The sequence below is a fragment of the Pseudomonas sp. SJZ078 genome (genome assembly GCF_007828255.1).
Taxonomy (GTDB): Bacteria; Pseudomonadota; Gammaproteobacteria; order Pseudomonadales; family Pseudomonadaceae; genus Aquipseudomonas.
This window is the reverse complement of the sequence record NZ_VIUG01000001.1, coordinates 62,475-83,606: the sequence shown is the minus strand read 5'-3', so window position 1 is coordinate 83,606 and position 21,132 is coordinate 62,475. Positions and strand designations below refer to the sequence as shown.

Annotated in this window: 14 protein-coding genes; 11 read left to right on the top strand and 3 right to left on the bottom strand. The window is 61.9% G+C overall.

Annotated elements, in window-relative coordinates; all coding sequences use genetic code 11:
* Positions 1 to 8: 8 nt before the first annotated feature.
* The 10 genes from treZ to FBY02_RS00305 all read left to right on the top strand — a co-directional run bounded on the left by treZ (position 9) and on the right by FBY02_RS00305 (position 17,147).
* A complete protein-coding gene (gene treZ / locus FBY02_RS00350) occupies positions 9 to 1,811 on the top strand; it encodes a malto-oligosyltrehalose trehalohydrolase (protein WP_144921683.1) in 1,803 nt (600 codons plus the stop codon).
* The gene (gene malQ, locus FBY02_RS00345) at positions 1,808 to 3,886 is read left to right on the top strand and encodes a 4-alpha-glucanotransferase (RefSeq protein WP_144921676.1); all 2,079 of its coding nucleotides are present in this window, start codon (positions 1,808 to 1,810) and stop codon (positions 3,884 to 3,886) included. Before treZ ends, malQ begins: the two co-directional genes overlap by 4 nt.
* Complete coding sequence (locus FBY02_RS00340; RefSeq protein ID WP_144921673.1) at positions 3,883 to 6,669, top strand: malto-oligosyltrehalose synthase; 2,787 nt, start codon at positions 3,883 to 3,885, stop codon at positions 6,667 to 6,669. The genes malQ and FBY02_RS00340 overlap by 4 nt, the downstream gene beginning before the upstream one ends.
* A 20-nt stretch (positions 6,670 to 6,689) precedes the next feature.
* Positions 6,690 to 7,031 (top strand): DUF2934 domain-containing protein, encoded by a 342-nt coding sequence (locus FBY02_RS00335; RefSeq protein ID WP_144921670.1) that lies wholly within the window; start codon positions 6,690 to 6,692, stop codon positions 7,029 to 7,031.
* 212 nt (positions 7,032 to 7,243) lie between these two features.
* Entirely contained in the window at positions 7,244 to 9,397 is a 2,154-nt protein-coding gene (gene glgX / locus FBY02_RS00330) for a glycogen debranching protein GlgX (protein WP_144921667.1), read from the top strand.
* Between the two features lie 269 nt (positions 9,398 to 9,666).
* Positions 9,667 to 10,431 carry a PIG-L deacetylase family protein gene (locus FBY02_RS00325; RefSeq protein WP_144921664.1) on the top strand — a complete coding sequence of 255 codons (765 nt, stop codon included), beginning with the start codon at positions 9,667 to 9,669 and terminating at the stop codon, positions 10,429 to 10,431.
* 273 nt (positions 10,432 to 10,704) lie between these two features.
* Complete coding sequence (locus tag FBY02_RS00320) at positions 10,705 to 11,505, top strand: endonuclease/exonuclease/phosphatase family protein (protein WP_144921660.1); 801 nt, start codon at positions 10,705 to 10,707, stop codon at positions 11,503 to 11,505.
* A 180-nt stretch (positions 11,506 to 11,685) separates the two neighbouring features.
* Positions 11,686 to 14,109 carry an autotransporter outer membrane beta-barrel domain-containing protein gene (locus tag FBY02_RS00315; protein WP_144921657.1) on the top strand — a complete coding sequence of 808 codons (2,424 nt, stop codon included), beginning with the start codon at positions 11,686 to 11,688 and terminating at the stop codon, positions 14,107 to 14,109.
* 300 nt (positions 14,110 to 14,409) lie between these two features.
* Positions 14,410 to 15,315, top strand: a complete 906-nt coding sequence (locus tag FBY02_RS00310; RefSeq protein ID WP_144921653.1) for an autotransporter outer membrane beta-barrel domain-containing protein — start codon at positions 14,410 to 14,412, stop codon at positions 15,313 to 15,315.
* Between the two features lie 206 nt (positions 15,316 to 15,521).
* Positions 15,522 to 17,147 carry an NADP-dependent glyceraldehyde-3-phosphate dehydrogenase gene (locus FBY02_RS00305; RefSeq protein ID WP_144921650.1) on the top strand — a complete coding sequence of 542 codons (1,626 nt, stop codon included), beginning with the start codon at positions 15,522 to 15,524 and terminating at the stop codon, positions 17,145 to 17,147.
* A gap of 6 nt (positions 17,148 to 17,153) precedes the next feature.
* On the opposite strand, the gene FBY02_RS00300 is transcribed toward FBY02_RS00305, so the two are convergent.
* A complete protein-coding gene (locus FBY02_RS00300) occupies positions 17,154 to 18,047 on the bottom strand; it encodes a DMT family transporter (protein WP_055128325.1) in 894 nt (297 codons plus the stop codon).
* Between the two features lie 133 nt (positions 18,048 to 18,180).
* Here FBY02_RS00300 and FBY02_RS00295 point away from each other — a divergent pair, with 133 nt between their 5' ends.
* Positions 18,181 to 18,618 (top strand): Lrp/AsnC family transcriptional regulator, encoded by a 438-nt coding sequence (locus tag FBY02_RS00295; RefSeq protein WP_144921647.1) that lies wholly within the window; start codon positions 18,181 to 18,183, stop codon positions 18,616 to 18,618.
* Between the two features lie 41 nt (positions 18,619 to 18,659).
* On the opposite strand, the gene FBY02_RS00290 is transcribed toward FBY02_RS00295, so the two are convergent.
* The gene (locus FBY02_RS00290) at positions 18,660 to 20,000 is read right to left on the bottom strand and encodes a hypothetical protein (protein WP_144921643.1); all 1,341 of its coding nucleotides are present in this window, start codon (positions 19,998 to 20,000) and stop codon (positions 18,660 to 18,662) included.
* A 393-nt stretch (positions 20,001 to 20,393) separates the two neighbouring features.
* Entirely contained in the window at positions 20,394 to 21,065 is a 672-nt protein-coding gene (locus FBY02_RS00285) for a Bax inhibitor-1/YccA family protein (RefSeq protein ID WP_041022045.1), read from the bottom strand.
* Between the last annotated feature and the right edge of the window lie 67 nt (positions 21,066 to 21,132).

Genomic DNA, 21,132 nt, shown 5'->3' with positions numbered 1-21,132 from the left:
GGTGATCGATGCCGTCAAGGACGCCTGACACCTGGACCCACGGCGCGACCCTGCTTGATGCCGAGCACACTCGCTTCGCCCTGTGGGCCCCGGATGCGTTTTACGTCAGTGTCGAATTCGACACTGGCGAGTCAATACCGCTGCTGCCCCAAGCCAACGGCTGGTTCATGATCCAGACCCGCTGCCCCGCCGGCACCCGCTATCGCTATAACATCGATGGAGAATTGGAAGTCCCCGACCCCGCTTCCCGTGCCCAGGCCGGAGACATCGACCGCCCCAGCGTGGTGGTCGACCCCCACGCTTATCAATGGCGCCACACCCAATGGTCCGGTCGCCCCTGGTATGAAGCAGTGATCTACGAGTTGCATGTCGGCACCCTCGGTGGCTTCGAAGGCGTCGAACAGCAACTGGCACGCCTGGCCGGGCTGGGTGTCACCGCCATCGAACTGATGCCCCTGGCGCAGTTCCCCGGTGATCGCAACTGGGGCTACGACGGAGTCCTGCCCTATGCGCCCCAGGCGTCCTATGGCACGCCGGAACAGCTCAAGCACCTGATCGACAGCGCCCATGGTCATGGGCTCGCGGTGATCCTGGATGTGGTCTACAACCACTTCGGCCCCGATGGCAATTACCTGCACCGCTACGCCAAGGGCTTCTTTCGCGAAGACAAGCACACCCCCTGGGGCGCGGCCATCGATTTTCGCCGCCGCGAGGTACGGGACTTCTTCATCGACAATGCGCTCATGTGGTTGCTGGAATACCGCTTCGACGGCCTGCGCCTGGATGCCGTGCACGCGATTGAAGACCCGGATTTTCTCCAGGAGCTGGCCGCCAGGGTGCGTCAACAGGTCGACCCGGCGCGGCATGTCTGGCTGACCGTGGAGAACGAACACAACCAGGCCAGCCTGCTCGAGCAGGGCTACGACGCCCAGTGGAACGACGACGGCCATAACGCCCTGCACGTGTTGCTCACCGGGGAAACCGACGCCTATTACGCCGACTACGCCGAACAGCCCACGGAAAAACTGGCACGCTGCCTTAGCCAGGGTTTCGTGTTCCAGGGCCATCTCAACCGTCACGGCGAGCCCCGGGGCGAACCCAGCGGTCATTTGCCCGCCAACGCGTTCGTACTGTTCCTGCAGAATCACGACCAGATCGGCAACCGGGCCTTGGGCGAGCGCCTGCACCAATTGACTCCACCACAGGCCCTGCAGGCGGCAACGGCGCTTCTTCTATTGAGCCCGATGATTCCGTTGCTGTTCATGGGCGACGAAGTGCTGGCCGAACAGCCGTTCCTGTTTTTTACCAGCCACCACGGTGAGCTGGCGGAGCTGGTCCGCGAGGGGCGGCGCAACGAGTTCAAGGCTTTCAGTGCCTTTGCCGACCCCGAGAAACGCAAGCGGATTCCCGATCCCAATGCGGCCGCCACGTTCGACGCCTCGCGACCGAATCTGGAATCCCGTGGGCCGGAGCAACAAGCCAGCGAGGCGCTATACCGTCAATTGCTGAAAATCCGCCGCGAAGAAATCGTTCCGCGCTTGCCCGCGATCCAGGCATTGGGGGCCGACGTGCTCGGCCACGGCGCGATCAGTGCACGCTGGCGGATGGAGGACGGCAGTGTGCTGCGCATCGACCTGAACCTCAGCGAGCGGCCGATTGAACATAGCGCCCCGGAGCAAGCGCGCATTCTTTTCGAACATCCGCAGCAAGCCATGGGTCTGTTGGAACAGGGTGTTCTTGCACCCTACAGCGCGCTGGTCACTCTGACGCACGCAGCAACGTTGCCCAACATTACTGGAGAGCGCCCATGAGCGATGCGCAACTGGAAATCCTCGCCGGCCGCGCGGGCCTGGCGGTGGACTGGATCGACGCGAATGGCCGGGCCCGGAAAGTCTCGCCAGCGGTATTGCGCTCGGTCCTGACGGGCCTGGGCCATCCGGCCGGCAGTGCTCAGGAAATCGACGCCAGTCTTTTGCAATTGCAGGAAGAGCAACAGAATCATCGTCTGCCCCCCTTGATCACCGCCGACGTCGGTGCCAGCGTCGACCTGAGCCGCTATTTCGAAGGCTCGATGCCCTGCGAGATCCGGCTCGAGGACGGCGCGACGCTGAACCTGAAACTCGACGCCGATGCGAAGCTGCCGGGAATGGTCCCGGTGGGCTACCAGCAGGTCCGCATCGAGGACCAGCATTTTACCCTGGCCGTCGCGCCCGCCCGCTGCTACAGCGTGGCCGAGGCCGTGGACGACCCGACGCCCAGGGCCTGGGGTTTGAGCGCGCAGCTATATGCGCTGCGTCGCCCCGGTGATGGCGGCTTCGGCGATACCCAGGCGCTCGAAGAACTGGCTCGGGTGGCCGGCGAGCGCGGTGCCTACGCCCTGGCCATCAGCCCGATACACGCGATGTTCAGCAACGACACCAGTCGTTATAGCCCCTACTCGCCATCGAGCCGGCTGTTCCTCAACAGCCTGTATGCCGCGCCGGGCACGATCCTGGGGGAGCGGGCCTTGCGCATGGCGATCGACGCCACGGGCCTGGTCAATCAACTGCGCCACCTCGAAGAACAGCCCTTGGTGGACTGGCCGGTGGCGGCCGAGGCCAAGCAGAAAATCCTTCGCGCCCTGTACGATGGCTTCAGCCAGGGCGAGCACCCGTTGCATGAAGACTTCAGCAGCTTCCGCCACTCCAGCGGCGAAGCCTTGGAAAACCACTGCCGCTTCGAGGCCCTGCAAGCGGAACGCGCCGCCCGCGGCGAAAGCCTCGATTGGCGCCAGTGGCCCGAGGAGTGGCGCCACCCGCGCAATGCGGCACTGGCACGTTTCGCTGAGGAAAACGCCGACGAAATCGGCTACTACGCCTTTTGCCAATGGCTGATTGCCCGATGCCTGGAACGGGCCCAGAGCGCCGCCAGATCCAGCGGCATGGGCATCGGCCTGATCGCCGACCTGGCGGTGGGTGCCGACGGCGCCGGCAGCCAGGCCTGGAGCCGCCAGGATGAATTACTGGCCTCGCTGACCGTGGGCGCGCCACCGGACATCCTCAATCGTTCCGGCCAGGGCTGGGGCATCTCGGCGTTTTCACCGCAAGGCCTGGTGCGCAACGGCTTTCGTGCCTTCATTGAAATGCTGCGGGCCAACTTTGCCCATGCCGGCGGCTTGCGCATCGATCACGTCATGGGCCTGCAACGGCTGTGGGTGATCCCCAACGACGCGCCGCCCTCCGATGGCGCCTATCTCTATTATCCTGTAGACGACTTGCTGCGCCTGCTGGCCCTCGAATCCCATCGTCATCAGGCCATAGTGCTCGGCGAAGACCTCGGCACCGTGCCCGACGGCCTGCGGGAGAAGCTCAGCGCCCGCTCGATCCTGGGCATGCGGGTACTGTTGTTCGAACAGGACAACACCCGCTTCAAGCCCATTCTCGATTGGCCCGACAATGCCCTGGCGACCACCAGCACCCATGACCTGCCGACCCTCAATGGTTGGTGGCACGGTCATGACATCGACTGGAACGCCCGCCTGGATCTGATCGACGCCCATACCGAAACGGACTGGCGCCGGCATCGCGAGCGTGAGCGCGAGGGCCTGCGGGACGTGTTGAACCAGGACCCGCAGAACTTTCGCGAGGAACATCGCGAGACTGATCAGGTGCTGGACGCCAGCGTGCGCTTCCTTGGCCATACCCGCGCGCCACTGGTGCTGCTGCCACTCGAAGACGCCCTGGGCATCGACGAGCAGGCCAACCTGCCTGGTACTACCGACACTCACCCCAATTGGCGCAGGCGCCTGCCCGACGAGAGCCAGGCGCTGCTGGATGGCCCGGACGCCGCCCGGCGTCTGGAAATACTCGCCTGCGCGAGGCTTCAGGCGAACGAGCGTGACCAATGAAACAGACGTCGACCCAACCTCTGCGGGCAACCTTGCGCCTGCAGTTTCATAAAGGCTTCACCCTGGATGACGCAGCACCGCTGGTGCCGTACTTCGCCTCGCTGGGCATCAGCCACGTGTATGCCTCGCCCCTGCTCAAGGCCCGGGCCGGCTCGATGCACGGCTACGACGTGGTCGACCCGACCCTGATCAACCCCGAGCTGGGGGGCGAAACCGCGCTCAAGCGCCTGGTGGCAACCTTGCGCGAGCATCGGATGGGCCTGATCCTCGACATCGTCTCCAATCACATGGCGGTCGGCGGTAACGATAACCCCTGGTGGCTGGACCTGCTGGAATGGGGACGCTTGAGCCCCTATGGCGAGTTCTTCGATATCCAGTGGCACTCTCCCGATCCGCTGATGGAAGGCCAATTGCTGCTGCCATTCCTGGGCAGCGACTACGGCGTGGCGTTGCAGGAAGGAACGCTGAAGCTGCGCTTCGATCCTGCCTTGGGCCGCTTCTACGTCGAGCATTACGAGCATCACTTTCCCATCTGTCCGATGCAGTATGGCGAGCTGCTCAGACCCGCCGATACCTTGCCAGCCGAACAGGCCGAACCGCTCAAGGCCCTCGCGGAGCGCTTCACCACGCTGAACTACCAGACCGACGCCCATAGCCTCGCCCGCCCTCTCCAGCAGGAGTTGAGCGAATTGGCCACGCAGGCGCACATCCTGAGCGCCATCGAAGACAACCTGGGCGGTTACGATTCCGAGAAACCTGAAGGTTTCGAGCGCCTGCACCAACTGCTGGAGCGCCAGAGCTATCGCCTCGCCAGTTGGCGCACGGCGGCGGATGACATCAACTGGCGGCGGTTTTTCGATGTCAACGAGCTCGGTGGCCTGCGGGTCGAACGCCCGGCGGTGTTCGAAGCGACCCACGCGAAGATTTTCGAATTGATCGAAGAAGGGCTGGTGGACGGCTTGCGGATCGATCACATCGACGGCCTGGCCGACCCTCGCGGTTACTGTCGCAAATTGCGCAGGCGTGTCGATGGGCTGTCGCCGTCGCGACACCTGCCGATCTTCGTCGAGAAAATCCTCGGCGATGGCGAGACGCTGCGCCGGGACTGGAACATCGATGGCAGCACCGGCTACGAATTCATGAATCAGATTTCGCTGCTGCAGCATGATCCGAGCGGTGCCGCCCCCCTCGCCGAGTTCTGGAGCCGCCACAGCGAACGACCGGCGCACTTCATCGAAGAAGCCCGCCTGGCCCGCCAGCAGATTCTCAACGGATCCCTGGCCGGGGACTTCGAAAGTGTTGCCCAGGCCCTGCTACAGGTCGCCCGGGACGACGTGATGACCCGCGACCTGACCCTCGGAGCAATTCGCCGGGCGCTGCAGGAACTCATCGTGCACTTCCCGGTGTACCGCACCTATATCAGCCCTTTGGGCCGTAGCGCGGAAGACGAGGGATTTTTCCACCAGGCCCTGGAAGGCGCAAGGCAGACCCTCAGTGAAGCCGACTGGCCGGTACTTGACTGCCTGGCCGACTGGCTCGGTGGCATGACCTGGCGGCAACGCCCGCGAGGAAGCCAGCGCAAACGGCTGCGCCATGCCTGTGTGCGCTTCCAGCAGCTGACCTCGCCCGCTGCCGCCAAGGCCGTGGAGGATACCGCCCTGTATCGCTCGGCGGTCCTGCTGTCGCGCAATGACGTGGGCTACAACACCGAACGCTTCAGCGCTGCGCCACAGGAATTCCATGAGGCTTGTCTGGAACGGCAGGCGCATTTTCCAGACAACCTGCTCACGACGGCCACCCACGACCACAAGCGTGGCGAAGACACCCGGGCGCGGCTGGCGGTGCTCAGCGAACGCGCTGACTGGTACACCGCCTGCGTCGAACAATGGCGGATTCTCTCCCCGTCGCTGCACAGCGATCCCGCCGCACCCTCGGCCGGCGATGAGCTGATCATGTACCAGGCGTTGCTCGGGAGCTGGCCGCTGGACCTCGATCTCAACGATCACAAGGCCCTCTCGGACTACAACGAACGCTTGTGGCAGTGGCAGCGCAAGGCGTTGCGTGAAGCCAAGCTGCAAAGTAGCTGGGCGGCCGTCAACGATGCCTATGAACAGGCGACCCAGATGTTCCTGGAACGACTGTTGCTGGGCAATGAAGGACTGCCGCTGCGCAGCGCCATCGCCGAGGCTGTCCAGGCCATCGCTCCTGCGGGCGCCCTCAACAGCCTGGCGCAGACCCTGTTGCGCATGACAGTACCCGGTGTTCCGGACCTGTACCAGGGCGCCGAGTTCTGGGATTTCAGCCTGGTGGATCCGGACAACCGTCGCCCGGTGGACTTCGACGCGCGCCGGCAGGCACTACAGAGCGACAGCCCGCCTGCCGAGCTGATACACAACTGGCGCGATGGCCGGGTCAAACAAGCCCTGATCGCCAGAACGCTGGCCTTGCGGGCCGAATACCCGGAGTTGTTCCGCCAGGGCAGCTACCAGCCATTACCAGTGGCCGGCGAACACGCGGACCGGGTCCTGGCCTTCATGCGTGAGTACGAGCAACAGCGGGCCATCGTGGTGGTACCGATCCACGCTGCCGGCCTGCTGGGCAACGGTACCGAACCCTGGGTGACCGCTGCGAACTGGGGCGATACCCGCGTTTCGCTACCGTTCGCCGTGGAGGATGGAAAACTGAAGGGACTTTTTACACACACAACAGTCACACCCCAAGGGGAGTTGATGGTCAACACCGCACTGGGGGATTTCCCGGTCAACGTCTTTATCCCATCTTGAGTCATGTCAGGAGCATTGCGATGAGTACCGACGATAAACGCATTCGTGAATTTGCCTATCAGATCTGGGAATCCGAAGGTAAGCCTGCCGGGCAGGAAAAGCGTCATTGGGAGATGGCGCGCAAACTGGCCGAGGCCGAAGCGCTGGCGCCGAGCAAGCCAGCCAAGGCCGCCGCCAAACCAGCCGCCGGCAAGGCCGATGGCATCAAGTCTGTGGCAGCCAAGAGCACCCCGGCCAAGGCGCCGGCAAAAAGCGCGGCGCCCAAGGCCAAGCCTGCGGCTAAACCCGCTGCGGCAGCGCCAGCGGCTGGCAAGCCGGCCGACAAAAAACCACGAGCGGCCCGCAAGCCTCCGGCGGTTTGACTCACCCGATGCGCCTGCCGGCCGCTTTTTGTGGCGAGGGAGCTTGCTCCCGCTGGGCTACGTAGTAGCCCCGAACAGGGCCGCTTCGCGCCCCAACGGGAGCAAGCTCCCTCGCCACAGGAACTCCCCGCCAAGGGGGGCTATACCCTGGAACCAATGATTTCTGAACCACCCGCTTTGCCGTATCTGTCTGTCTTTTGCAGGAGCAACCCATGACCCGTCCAAAGAAAACCACCCCGCCGCCTGTTATCGAGGCCTCGCGGATTCGCGAAGGGCTGCCGTTCCCGCTCGGCGCGACCTGGGATGGCCTGGGGGTCAACTTCGCGTTGTTCTCAGCCAACGCCACCAAGGTCGAACTGTGCATTTTCGATGACACTGGCGAGATCGAGCTCGAACGCATCGAACTGCCGGAGTACACCGACGAGATCTACCACGGCTATCTGCCTGATGCCCATCCGGGGTTGATCTATGGCTACCGCGTTTATGGTCCCTACGATCCGGAGAACGGTCATCGCTTCAATCCCAATAAGCTACTGATCGATCCCTACGCCAAACAACTGGTCGGCCAATTGAAATGGTCCGAGGCACTGTTCGGCTATACCATCGGCCACCCCGATGGCGACCTCAGCTTCGATGAGCGCGACAGCGCCCCGTTCGTGCCTAAGTGCAAAGTCATCGACCCTGCCCACACCTGGGGCCATGACCATCGGGTCAGCGTGCCTTGGGACAAGACCATCCTGTACGAGACCCATGTGCGCGGCATCAGCATGCGCCACCCCGCCGTACCGGAGAACCTGCGCGGGACCTTCGCCGGGCTGATGGTCGACGACGTGCTCGAACACATTCGCAAACTGGGTGTGTCGTCGGTCGAGCTCTTGCCCATCCATGCGTTCGTCAACGACCAGCATCTGTTGCACAAAGGCATGACCAACTACTGGGGCTACAACAGCATCGCGTTCTTTGCACCGGACCCGCGCTACCTGGCCAGCGGCAAGATCGCCGAGTTCAAGGAAATGGTCGCGCACCTGCACGATGCCAACCTGGAAGTGATTCTCGACGTGGTCTACAACCATACCGCCGAAGGCAACGAGCAAGGCCCGACCCTGTCGATGCGCGGTATCGACAATGCCTCCTACTACCGGCTGATGCCCGACGACAAACGCTACTACATCAACGATTCGGGCACCGGTAACACTCTGGACCTGAGCCATCCATGCGTGCTGCAAATGGTCACCGACTCGCTGCGCTACTGGGCCACGGAGATGCACGTCGACGGGTTCCGCTTCGACCTTGCCACCATCCTGGGCCGGTATCACGACGGTTTCGATGAGCGCCACAGTTTCCTTGTTGCCTGCCGCCAGGACCCGGTGCTGCGCCAGGTCAAAATGATTGCCGAGCCCTGGGACTGCGGCCCCGGTGGCTATCAGGTAGGACGCTTCCCGCCAGGCTGGGTCGAGTGGAACGACAAGTTCCGCGACACCGTGCGCGCCTTCTGGAAAGGCGACGACGGCCAACTGGCCGACTTCGCCAGTCGCATGACCGCCTCGGGCGAGATGTTCAATCAGCGCGGGCGCCGCCCCTATGCCTCGGTGAACTTCGTCACCGCCCACGACGGTTTTACCCTGCACGACCTGGTGTCCTATAACGACAAGCACAACGAAGCCAACGACGAAAACAACCAGGATGGCAGCAACAACAACCTGTCCTGGAACCATGGTGTCGAAGGCCCAACGGATGATCCGCAGATCAACGCCCTGCGCCATCGACAGATGCGCAACTTCTTCGCGACCCTGCTGTTGGCCCAGGGCACGCCGATGATCGTCGCCGGGGACGAGTTCGCCCGCACCCAGCATGGCAACAACAACGCCTATTGCCAGGACAGCGAAATCGGCTGGGTCAACTGGGATCTGAGCGAAGACGGCGCGGCATTGCTCGAGTTCGTCAAGCGCCTGATCAAGTTGCGCCTGGCCTATCCGATCCTGCGCCGTGGACGGTTCCTGGTGGGTAACTACAACGAGGACATCGGCGTCAAGGACGTGACCTGGCTAGCACCGGACGGTGGCGAGATGACCATTGAACAGTGGCAGGACGGCCATGGTCGCTGCCTGGGGATGCTGATGGACGGCCGCGCCCAGGAAACAGGCATCCGCCGCAAGGGCGGTGACGCGACGTTGTTGTTGGTGGTCAACGCGCACCATGACGTCGTCAACTTCCGCTTGCCGGAAGTGCCTGAAGGCAGTTTCTGGACTTGCATGGTAGATACCAACCAGCCCAAGGTGCGGGGCCAGGAGCGTTTCGATTTCGATTCCGAATACTCCGTCACGGGCCGCTCCTTGCTATTGTTCGAGTTGCAGCGCGACGAGTAAAACTGGCGCGGTGACAAACGGTTACAGACAATCGGGTGCCGCAAGGACGCGGCCCTGAAGCCGTGTCACCGGCTTGTACAGCCCAGTTCGAATAAGAAACTACAGTTCAGATACACAAGTGACGCGACGAATCGAACGTCATGGTCAATACTTCGCAGGCGGTATTCCAGGATTCGGAGCACTGCGGATCGCAGCCAGCCCCTTTCGGGGCATCCGGGCAGTCGGCCCGATGCGTGGCTGAAAGATTGAATACAACAAGGACGTACCTCATGAAACTTGCCTCTCGCTTGCAAGGCCGGCAGCACCCGCAAATCTGGAACAGCTCCCCCCAGCTGGCCGACATTCCCATCATCAGCACCCAGACACTCATCCCCGCCGGCGCCCGTGCCGTCATTCTCTCCCCGCACCCTGGCGATGAGATCGGGGCCTGTGGCGGCTTGCTGCAGTTGCTCAGCAACCTGAATTATCCGATGTTGCTGATTTCGGTGACCGACGGTGACCTCAACCACCCTGCTTCGCAGTTGTGGACCGATGAGCGTTTGCGCATCTATCGGCCCCACCCCCAGGAAAGTGTGGATGCCCTGCATCGCCTGGGCGTATCGACTCACAGTTTGGAGTGGGTACGCGGCGGCTTCCCGGAAAAAGCCCTGACCGAACATGAGGCACAACTGACCGCCTTCATCGGCCATTACCTGCGTCCCGGCGACGTGGTGTTCGGCACTTGGCGCAAGGACGGCGACAGCGATCATGAAACAGTCGGCCGCGCCGGTGCCCTGGCGGCCGAAAGCGTGGGCGCGACTTTCAACGAATTACCCGTGTGGGCCTGGCACTGGCCGGTTCGCGAGCAGAACAAGATCCCTTGGCACCGTGCGCGAAAACTGCGCCTGGACGTCTGGACCACCGCCCGCAAACGCCACGCCATGCACGCCTACGCCAGCCAGCTCAATGGCGAACCCGCCAGCGGCATCGCCCCGCTGGTGCCGCGGGTCATCCTGGATCGCATGGGATTGCCATACGAGATCGTGTTCATCTGAACCTCGACCGCCACAGCCGATGCTCTGAACAACAGTGATCCCCTGTGGGAGAGGGCTTGCTCGCGAAAGCGGTATGGCAGTCACAAGGATGTGGAATATGCAGACGCCTTCGCGGGCAAGCCCGCCCCCACAGGTTTCAGCGTGGTCCGGGATATTGTGAGTATCCATTTTTCTCGTTGAACACGAGCCTGCCGCGAAAGCGCAGTAAATATCCGGAACTGCCAATGCCCCCCGTCAGTCGCATGAACAGGTACCTTTGATTCAGGAGTGAATGTGACTCGTGATCCCGACTGGCGGGCTGTCGAATCGGTGCCATTGGACTCGCCCGCGGCGGTCCATCGGCTGCGGGTGCTGACGGTCAATACCCATAAGGGCTTCACCGCCCTCAACCGCCGTTTCATCCTGCCGGAGCTCCGTGAAGCGGTGCGCAGTACCGGCGCCGACCTGGTTTTCCTGCAGGAAGTACTGGGCGAGCACGACCGTCATGCCTCGCGCTACGACAACTGGCCGCAGACGTCCCAGTACGAGTTCCTTGCCGACAGCATGTGGAGCGACTTCGCCTATGGCCGTAACGCGGTGTACCCCGACGGCCATCACGGCAACGCACTGCTGTCCAAATACCCGATCCGCCAGTTCCGCAACCTCGACGTTTCAATTACCGGCCCGGAGCGACGTGGCTTGCTGCATTGCGTACTGGACGTGCCGGGGCATGCCGAAGTCCACGGCATCTGCGTGCATCTGAGCCTGTTGGAAAGCCATCGCCAACTGCAACTCAAACTACTCTGCCAATTGCTCGAATCCCTGCCCGAGGACGCACCGGTGATCATCGCCGGCGACTTCAACGACTGGCAGCTGCGCGGCAACGTCACCCTCGCCCAGCGACAATATCTGCACGAAGCCTTCGAGCATCACCACGGCCGCCCGGCCAGGACCTACCCGGCTCGTTTCCCGCTGCTGCGCCTGGACCGCATCTACTTGCGCAACGCCACCAGCCATGCCCCGAAAATCCTCGGCAGCAAACCCTGGACGCACCTGAGCGACCACCTGCCGCTATCGGTGGAAGTGCATCTGTGAAACCGGCGACGGAGCGCTGATGACAACGTGCCACCTGTAAGTTCTGACAGTAGCGACGTATATCGTTCATTGTTACGGTGCCATCCCATACAGCGAGCGTTGCCAGGCCCTGTGTGCCAGCTGTCGTGCAGCCGATGCTGAAACCGGCGTTCCCCGAATGCCGATGCAGAGGGATAGCATATGAGCTTGCACGATCATGGTTTCAAGCGGCTGTTCAACGCCTTGTGGGTTTCGACACCCTTTCTGTTACCCTTTCCCACCGCCATGGCTGCCTGTACGCTGACGCCAACCGCCGGTAATGACAGCTATGTCTGCGACAGCGGCACCAGCCCCGGGCTGACGGACCTTTCCGGCAACAACAGTCTGACCCTGCCTGCCAATGGCAGTGGCATCATTCAGGGCGACGTCACGTTTGACGAAGGCGTCGATCGCATCGAAATCCACGCAAACGGCGTGATCGATGGTGACGTGAGCCAAGGCTCGGAGGCCGACGATTTTCTCATGACCGGCGGCCGTATCCTGTCGCTGTCTCAGGGTGATGGCCTCGATACGTTCACGATGTCCGGCGGCACCATTGTCGACGCGTTCGAAGACGGCGATATCGCGCACATGAGCGGCGGTACAATCGGCCGGGTCGATATGAAGCTCGACGACAACCTTTTCGACATGTCGGGCGGCCAGATCATCGGTAACCTGGTGACCGGCTTCGGCCAGGACACCATTATCCTGTCTGCGGGACGCATCGGCGGCAACGTCAGCGTCAGTGGCGGCAACGACAGCATTACCATCAGCGGTGGCGAAATCATCGGTGAGGTCCGTACCAGTGCCGGCAATGACCAACTGCAGTGGAGCGGTGGTCTGATCCACTCTGCCATTCTGATGGGTGACGGCAATGACACGGCACTGTTGAGCGGCCTCGATGAAACCGCGCTCGCCGTCACCCCAAGCCTGAATGGCGGTTTGGGCCAGGACATCCTGACCCTTGAAGGCAGCACTTCCAGCACGGGCGCTCGTTACGTCAACTGGGAGAACGTCAACCTTACCCAGGGTTCGCGCCTGGACCTGAATGACACCCTGGTCCTGGGCGACAGCGCCACGTCCACGGGCACCCTCACCCTCGACAGCAACAGCGTGTTGACCTCGACCCAGGGTAGCCTCACACCATTCACCGCCGGCCAGTTGGCCACCCTCAACAACGGTGGAACGGTGGACCTCACCCGGGACAATACCCGCACCAACGACACCCTCACCGTGCAGGGTAACTACGTCGGTACCAACGGTCAGCTACGCCTGCAATCTGTTCTGGGAGCCGATGACTCGCCCAGTGACAAGCTGGTGGTCAATGGAGGAACGCTCACGGGAACCACCGCCATCACCGTCACGAATGTGGGGGGCGCGGGGGCGCTGACCACGCAAAACGGTATCGAGCTGATCCAGGCCCAAGGCGGCGCGATCAGCGACAGCGGCGCGTTTTCGCTGGCCAATGCAGTGTCGGCCGGCGCTTTCGATTACCGCTTGTTCAAGGGCGGCGTGAACGGCAATGACAACAACTGGTATCTGCGCTCGACCGTGGTCGCCGGACCGGTGGCGGCCCCCAGCCCGAGTTTGCCTGCGTTGCCCGCAGCGGTGCCGGGCGCCGCGCCCATTCCCTTGTATCGTCCGGAAGTGCCCACCTGGTCGGTGTTGCCCCCCGCAGCGGCGCAACTGACCCTGCTGGCCCTGGGCACCTTCCATGACCGCCAGGGCGATCAGCGCCTGCTCACCGAAACCGGTGCATTCGGCGCGGGTTGGGGGCGAGTCTATGGCAAGGATCTGGACCAGACCTGGGCCGGCACGGTCTCGCCTCGGTTCGACGGCTCCATCAAAGGCTTCCAGGTGGGCAACGACCTGTACAGCTCGCCGATGTCCGGCGGCCAGACCCAGCGCATCGGTTTCTTCGTCGGCCACACCGAACTGAACGGTAACGTCGATGGCTTCAACCTGGGCTTCCAGGGCCGGCGCGCCGGCAAAATAGAACTCGACGGCGACAGCTACGGGCTCTACTGGACGCTCACCGATCCCACCGGCGGTTACGTCGACGCGGTCGTGATGGGCACCCGGCTGAACGGTGACAACCGCTCCGACCGCGGTCTCAAGATCGACAACCGTGGACACGCGCTGACTCTCTCTGCAGAGGCCGGTTACCCATTCGCCGTGGCCACTGATTGGGTCCTGGAGCCCCAGGTCCAGGTCATCCACCAGAAAATCTCCCTGGACACCCAGGATGACGGGGTCTCCAGGGTCGAATTCGATTCCGACGGTGCCTGGACCGGCCGTCTCGGTGCCCGGCTCAAGGGCCGCTATCAAGTCAGTGGCATGCCCGTCGAGCCGTATCTGCGGGCGAATCTGTGGCACACCTTTTCCGGCACCGACTCGGTGACATTCGACAACACCGAGCGGGTCGAAACCCAACAGCGTGCGTCCACCGGCGATCTGGGGATCGGCGTGATCGTGAGCCTGGCCCCCTCGGTCAGCGTCTACGCCAGCGCGGATTACAGCAACAACCTGGACAGCAACCAGCAACGCAGCGTGGCGGGCAATCTGGGTATGCGGGTCAGTTGGTGACCCCATCGCGACCTCTTCCGACGGTGATTTGACGCCAATCAGGCCCATCGATAACTGAAAATAATCAGTTATTTATCGGGCCTGATTTCATATCGCCATTCATCGCACAGTTTCTTGACGCGACGGCATCGGTCTTCTTGACTACACCGTACTACCCCCGGAAATACAGTCAGGGGCAGGCCTCCGGAACCCGTTGCGGCGGGCTGCCCGAGACTTGCCTCAATCCATTCGGTCGCCCCTCATTCGGGGTAGGAGAGACGCCCTAAGCGAGAAACGCATGCGATTGCAAGGCAGCCCCCCATGAGAACTTCCCCCCGCCCACAAGAAATCACGACCACTTTTTACACTGTGTCGACTTCGTTGTTGCTGTGCTCATCCATGGAGGTCATGGCCTGGCCAGCCGAACAATCCTGGTATGGCCGAACGCCCTCCGACAACCCGAATGCCACCCTCTTCAACGCCGACCCCGTATCCGCCAAAGGCCCCGCCTTGTTCACGATTCGCAACGACAACGGCCATACCCAGCGCGTGGGCCTGATCGGTGGCCAGAGCCAGATCATCGCCAACGTCGGCGGCGTGTTGGTCAGCCCGGCCATGGCCGAACCGGGTAAAGACGCGCTGAGCTTGCAAGGCACGAACCTGGGCGCTTACTGGAGCCTGACCGGTCCCGCCGGCTGGCACGTGGACCTGAGTGCCAGCGGCGGCCGGGTCAACGGCTACAGCCGTACCGAACAAGGTCAGCGCCAGGCGGCCGAAGGCAACACCGTCACGCTGTCGGTCGAAGGCGGCTTTCCCATCGGCATCAGTGATAATTGGGTGGTCGAACCCCAGGCTCAACTGGTCAACCAGCGTGTGACGTTAGATACCGGTAACGCCGAGGACGGCAACAGCAGTGCACTGAGTACCTGGAGCGGGCGTGTGGGGGCACGGCTCAAAGGTACTTACGAAGTCAACGGCCTGGGCGTGGAGCCCTACGTGCGGACCAACCTGTGGCACACCGTCCAGAACGCAGACACCCTTTCCCTGGACAAGGTCGACAAGATCAGCAGCAGCCGCAAATCCTCCACCGTCGAACTGGGTCTGGGCCTGGTGGCGCGGGTCACGCCCGTGGTGAGCCTGTATGTCAGCGCCGATTACAGCAGCGATGTCGACGACAACGACCTCAATGGCGTGATTGCCAGCCTGGGGGTACGGATGCGCTGGTAAAACACCGAACTGTGGCGAGGGGATTTTATTCCCTCGCCACAGCGAACTGCGCAAGTCTCAAGTGAGCAGCATTGCGCATCCGGGTCGGCAAAAACGCAGTTGCCGGCCCATGCCACTTAAAAACTCCCCCCATTAAGGCGTATAACCCTGGAAGCGAAGACGACGGCTAGTCGTCCCGGGGTTCATTTCTTTGATGGAGTAACGACATGACCACAGCCAACCTTCTCGCCAATCTGTTTCCCAGTGCCGCCGATATCCCCCAGGCCTATCGCCTCGAAGAGCGGATCGAGCAGCGTGAATACCTGGTCGATGGCGTGCTGAAGACCTGGCCGGGACCGCTGGCTGTCGTGCGCAGCCCGGTGTACCTGGCCGGTGAACAAGGCGACGAACAGGTAGTGCTGGGCAGTACGCCGCTGCTGGATGCCGAAACCGCCCTCACCGCCCTCGACGCCGCCGTCCGGGCTTACGACCGTGGCCAGGGCCTGTGGCCGACGATGCGGGTGGCCGAACGCATCCGTCACGTGGAAACTTTCCTGGCCCGCATGCGCGAGCAGCGCGAGACCGTCGTCAAGCTGCTGATGTGGGAGATCGGCAAGAACCTCAAGGACTCCCAGAAGGAGTTCGACCGCACCTGCGATTACATCGTCGACACCATCAATGCCCTCAAGGAACTCGACCGACGCTCCAGCCGTTTCGAGCTGGAACAGGACACCCTTGGGCAAATCCGTCGCGTGCCCCTGGGCGTGGCCCTGTGCATGGGCCCCTATAACTATCCGCTGAACGAGACCTTCACCACTCTGATTCCCGCCTTGATCATGGGCAACACTGTGGTGTTCAAGCCGGCCAAGCTCGGCGTCCTGCTGGTGCGTCCGCTGCTGGAAGCCTTTCGCGACAGTTTCCCGGCGGGGGTGATCAACGTGATTTACGGCAGCGGCCGGGAAACCGTCAGCGCCTTGATGGCCAGCGGCAAGATCGACATCTTCGCCTTCATCGGCACCAACAAGGCTGCCAGCGACCTGAAGAAACTCCACCCGCGCCCACACCGCCTGCGTGCCGCCCTGGGGCTGGATGCGAAAAACCCGGGATTGGTGCTGCCGGACGTCGATCTCGACAACGCCGTCAGCGAAGCGCTGACCGGCTCGCTGTCATTCAACGGCCAGCGCTGCACGGCGTTGAAGATCCTCTTCGTCCATGAGGACGTGGCACCCGCATTCATCGAGAAATTCAACGCCAGGCTCGCCACCCTCAAGCCGGGCATGCCCTGGGACGACGGTGTGGCGCTGACGCCGCTGCCCGAGGCGGGCAAGATCGATTACCTGCGTTCGCTGGTGGACGACGCGGTGGCCAAGGGTGCAGCGGTGACCAACGCACACGGCGGCGAATCCCGCAGCTCATTCTTCTACCCCGCCGTGCTCTATCCGGTAAACACCGCGATGCGGGTCTATCACGAGGAACAGTTCGGTCCGGTCGTACCCATCGTGCCGTATCGCGACCTCAATACCGTGATCGACTACGTGCTGGAGTCCGACTTCGGCCAGCAACTGAGCATCTTCGGCACTCACCCGGCCGAAGTCGGCAAGCTGGTGGACACGTTCGCCAACCAGGTCGGACGCATCAACATCAATGCCCAGTGCCAGCGCGGGCCGGATACCTTCCCGTTCAACGGCCGGAAAAACTCGGCCGAGGGCACCTTGTCCGTGCACGATGCGTTGCGTACCTTTTCGATCCGCACCCTGGTGGCGACCAAGTTCCAGGAGAGCAACAAAGCGCTGATCAGCGACATCATCCGCGAGCGGGACTCGAACTTCCTGACCACCGACTACATCTTCTGACCCGCATTACAGCAGGGCTGGACGGCGTGCCTTGATGCCCCAGCCTTGCTGCATCCCGGCGGCCGCCAGCAGGATCGCCGCCACCCCCAGCCATTGCAGCGGTTCGAGGCGATGGCCGAAGGCGAACCAGTCGACGAAGATCGCGGCGATCGGATAGATGAATGACAGTGCGCCAGTGATTGCGGTCGGCAGGCGCTGGATCGCGCTGTACAGCAACACATACATGACCCCGGTGTGGACCATGCCGAGGGTAACGAGGCTGGCCCAGCCCGCGGGCTGTTGCGGCAAGGCCGAGAAGTTTGCCCAGGGTGCCAGCAGCAATACTCCGGTGCTGACCTGCACCAGCGCAATCAAGTGCGGCGGTGTGCCGGTCAAGCGCTTGATGATCAGCGCGGCAATGGCATACAGCAGCGCCGCCCCGAGTGCCAGGGCGATGCCCGCCAGGTACTCGCCACTGCCCTGCCCTTGTTCACCGTGGGCGCTGACAATTGCCAACATCCCGAGAAACGACACCATCAGCCAGAACAGCTTTTGCGCGGTGATTTTCTCCCCCAGGAACAACGCCGCCAACCCCACCAGCATGAACGGCTGGACGTTGTACACCGCGGTGCCAATGGCAATCGAGGCCCGTGAGTAGGAAGCGAACAGCAACACCCAGTTGCCAACGATCGCCACCCCACTGAGCACCGCCAGCAGAAATGTCGTGCGGGTCAGGATGTCCCGGCGTAAAAAACCAAAACCGGCGCAAATCAACAACAAGGTGGCCGCGCCGAACACACAGCGCCAGAACACCACATCCAGCACCGGCAGGCCGGAAACCAGCACGAACCAGCCTATGGTTCCGGAAATCAGCATGGCGGCGGTCATTTCCAGCGAACCGCGACGTAAGGTCTTGTCCATCATCAAGCTCCTTCAGCAAGTGGGCACAGTATGACAAGCCGGCGAAGGGGTTCTCCATAGGCCGAAAAAGGCTAAACTGCGGTTCGACCTTTTTTATCAAGGCAATTTTTGACATTCGCCTAACGGAGTCGAAATGACGGACGATATTGACCAGATTCTCATCAGTGCGCTGATGGAAGATTCCCGGCGCTCGCTCAAGGCCCTGGCAAACCTGAGCGGCCTCTCCTCGCCCAGCGTGGCGGAGCGTTTGCGGCGGCTTGAAGAACGCGGCGTGCTCAGGGCCTATACCGTTGAGGTGGACCCTAAGTGCTTCGGCTACCAGCTCCAGGCCATTGTCCGCATCCGCCCGCTACCGGGGCAATTGCATGAGGTGGAACGGCAAATCCAGGCCATCCCCGAATTTACCGAATGTGACAAGGTGACCGGCGACGATTGCTTCATCGCCCGGCTGCACGTGCGCTCGATGGAACAGTTGGACACCCTGCTGGACAAACTCAACGTCCTTGCCGAAACCAGCACCGCCATCGTCAAGAAGACCCCGGTCAAGCGGCGTCTGCCACCAATGACCTGAGCCGGATCCGGCCTCGGCGATGGACCGAGGCCGGGCTCACGTCATTCCGGTTCCGGGCTACGTTGTACCTTGTGCACCTGCTCCTGGGGCACGTTGCTCTCTTTCATCAACGTGAGGGGCTGAGCCTTGTCGCAGGCATTCCTGTTGTCCGCATAAACACCACTGAGGTTGCATTTCCAGTTATAGAAATTGGCCAGGGCACCGGACAATTGCAAGCTGTAATCCGTGCTTTGTGTACCCGGTGTGAACGGCTGTCCGGCCGGAATATTCTGGAACCATTGCATCCAGACATCCCCTCCGACTGGCGGCGGATTGGCCTGGAACGTCGGGTTCATCAGCGCCCTCTGCTGGTATTCCGCGGTCATGTGACAGCTCGTACAGGACGCCTGGGGATTGTCCACCGGACCATTGAGACGCCCGTTCCAACCCAGGTGAGTCGGCGGCAGTTCCTTGGTATTGGCATTGATGGCGGTCTGCTTCAACGCCGGGTTGATTTTGGTTTCTGTTGGCGTCGGGTTGGTAAACGCATGGCCGTTATCCTGAGGATCGTTACCCCACATGATCCCCACCGGCACCAGATTGTCCCAATTCGCTTTACCGGTGATGGCGCCGTTGTATTGGAAAGTGCCGAAGAGCCAGCCGGTATCGCTCACCCGGGTGTCGCGCACTGCGATATCCATCTGGATCAGCGCAACATTGGTCACGGCACGGCTTGTCGAGGTGAAGGTCTTGGCGGTGTAAGCCTTCCAGAGCAACGGATTGGCCAGGAACGGCACCGTACTGACGTCGATATCGGCAAACAGCGCCTTACACACGACCGTGCCGTTGCCGAAACCCTTGGGTTTGGAGGTGTAGCTCGGATCGGGGTTTTGTGGGTCTTTCCAGACTTGGCCAATGGTGTAGGCGCCTATGTCGTTGTAGATGCCCACCGCGTAGGTCTGGCCACTGCCGGTTTGCGTACTCGCCAACTGTTGGGGCTGGATCGGCGCCTCCTTGGTAAGCCCGTGGATACCCTCGCGACCGTTGAGCCCGTAATGCTGCCAAGGCATGTGATACCACTGGCGAACCTTGTTCTTCTGCACATTCCAGCCAATCCCGGTATTGCCCTCCAGGCAGTATTTCTTCGCCTCGTTCATATAGGGGCGCCAGGTTTCAAAGTCGTTGGAGAATGTCTTGGGGAGCTGCTTGAAGAACGCCGGCATCGAAGAAGCGCCCGGCGCCACGGTAGGGTAGTTCTGGCTGAGCTGGAAAAGCTCTCCCGCATAATCACTTTTTGGTGGCGCATAGCCAAAATCAGGGAAGGTCCCGGCCTTGGCACTGGTCACGGACATCGCGCCCGCCAGAATCAGAAATGCAACGACTTTTCCTTGGGGATGGTTCATCGAATATCTCCTTATAGGGAGGTGCGCTCTCATCGGCTTCCTCGCCGATGCGCAGGACCTCCTTCTGTCTTCAGGCGGCACGGTGCCAAGCCTGTCACGGTCCACTTTCTAAAGTGCGAATGACCTCCTTCGGCTCACAGCCGGGCACGATCAGGGTCCCGGCTCGGTCGACGAACACAAGGTGCTTGAGGGGTTGATGCGAGACTTCGCATGGCAAGCGATTCATTCCATGCCTTCCTGGCGATACCGCTCCCTTGCCCATAGGTGTAGATCATTTATTCAAAGTCGCCATCACATAGCGGCACTTTTAAGGCAATTAGCCACACACCAAATCGCGGGCGAAAAAAAACCCGCCGAAGCGGGCTTTTTCAATCATCGAGCGTGGGATGCAAGTCAGTCGTCACGGCCCATCAGGCCAAACAGCTGCAGCAGGCTGACGAACAGGTTGTAGATCGATACATACAGGCTGATGGTCGCCATGATGTAGTTGCGCTCGCCGCCATGGATGATCGCGCTGGTCTGGTACAGGATCATCAGCGCGGAGAACAGTACGACACCGGCGCTGATTGCCAATTGCAGGCCACTGATCTGGAAGAAGAAGCTGACCAGCATCGCCCCCACCAGCACGAAGAACCCGGCGGTGAGGAAACCGCCCAGGAAGCTCATGTCCTTGCGGGTGATCAGCACATAGGCCGACAGCCCACCGAACACCAGTGCGGTCATGGCGAAGGCCGAGCTGACCAGTTCAGCACCGCCCTGCATCTTGAGGTACAGGTTGAGGATCGGTCCGAGTATGAAACCCATGAAGCCGGTCAGAGCGAACGCCGAGACCAGGCCCCAGCCCGAATCACGAAGCTTGTTGGTCAGGAAGAAAAGCCCATAGAAACCGATCAGCACCACGAACACGTTCGGGTAGCCGACATGCATCTGCTGGGCGACATAGGCCATCACACCGCTGAAAGCCAGCGTGAGTGCCAGCAGGCCATAAGTGTTGCGCAGGACACGGCTAACCTCTAGCTGCTCGGCCTGCACGCTGTTGTTCACTGCGTAATCCTGTTCGCGCATGGCGACACTCCTCCGGTTTGAAACATTCAGTGGCAAGGATCATAACAGACGCCCTGTAACAAGCTAC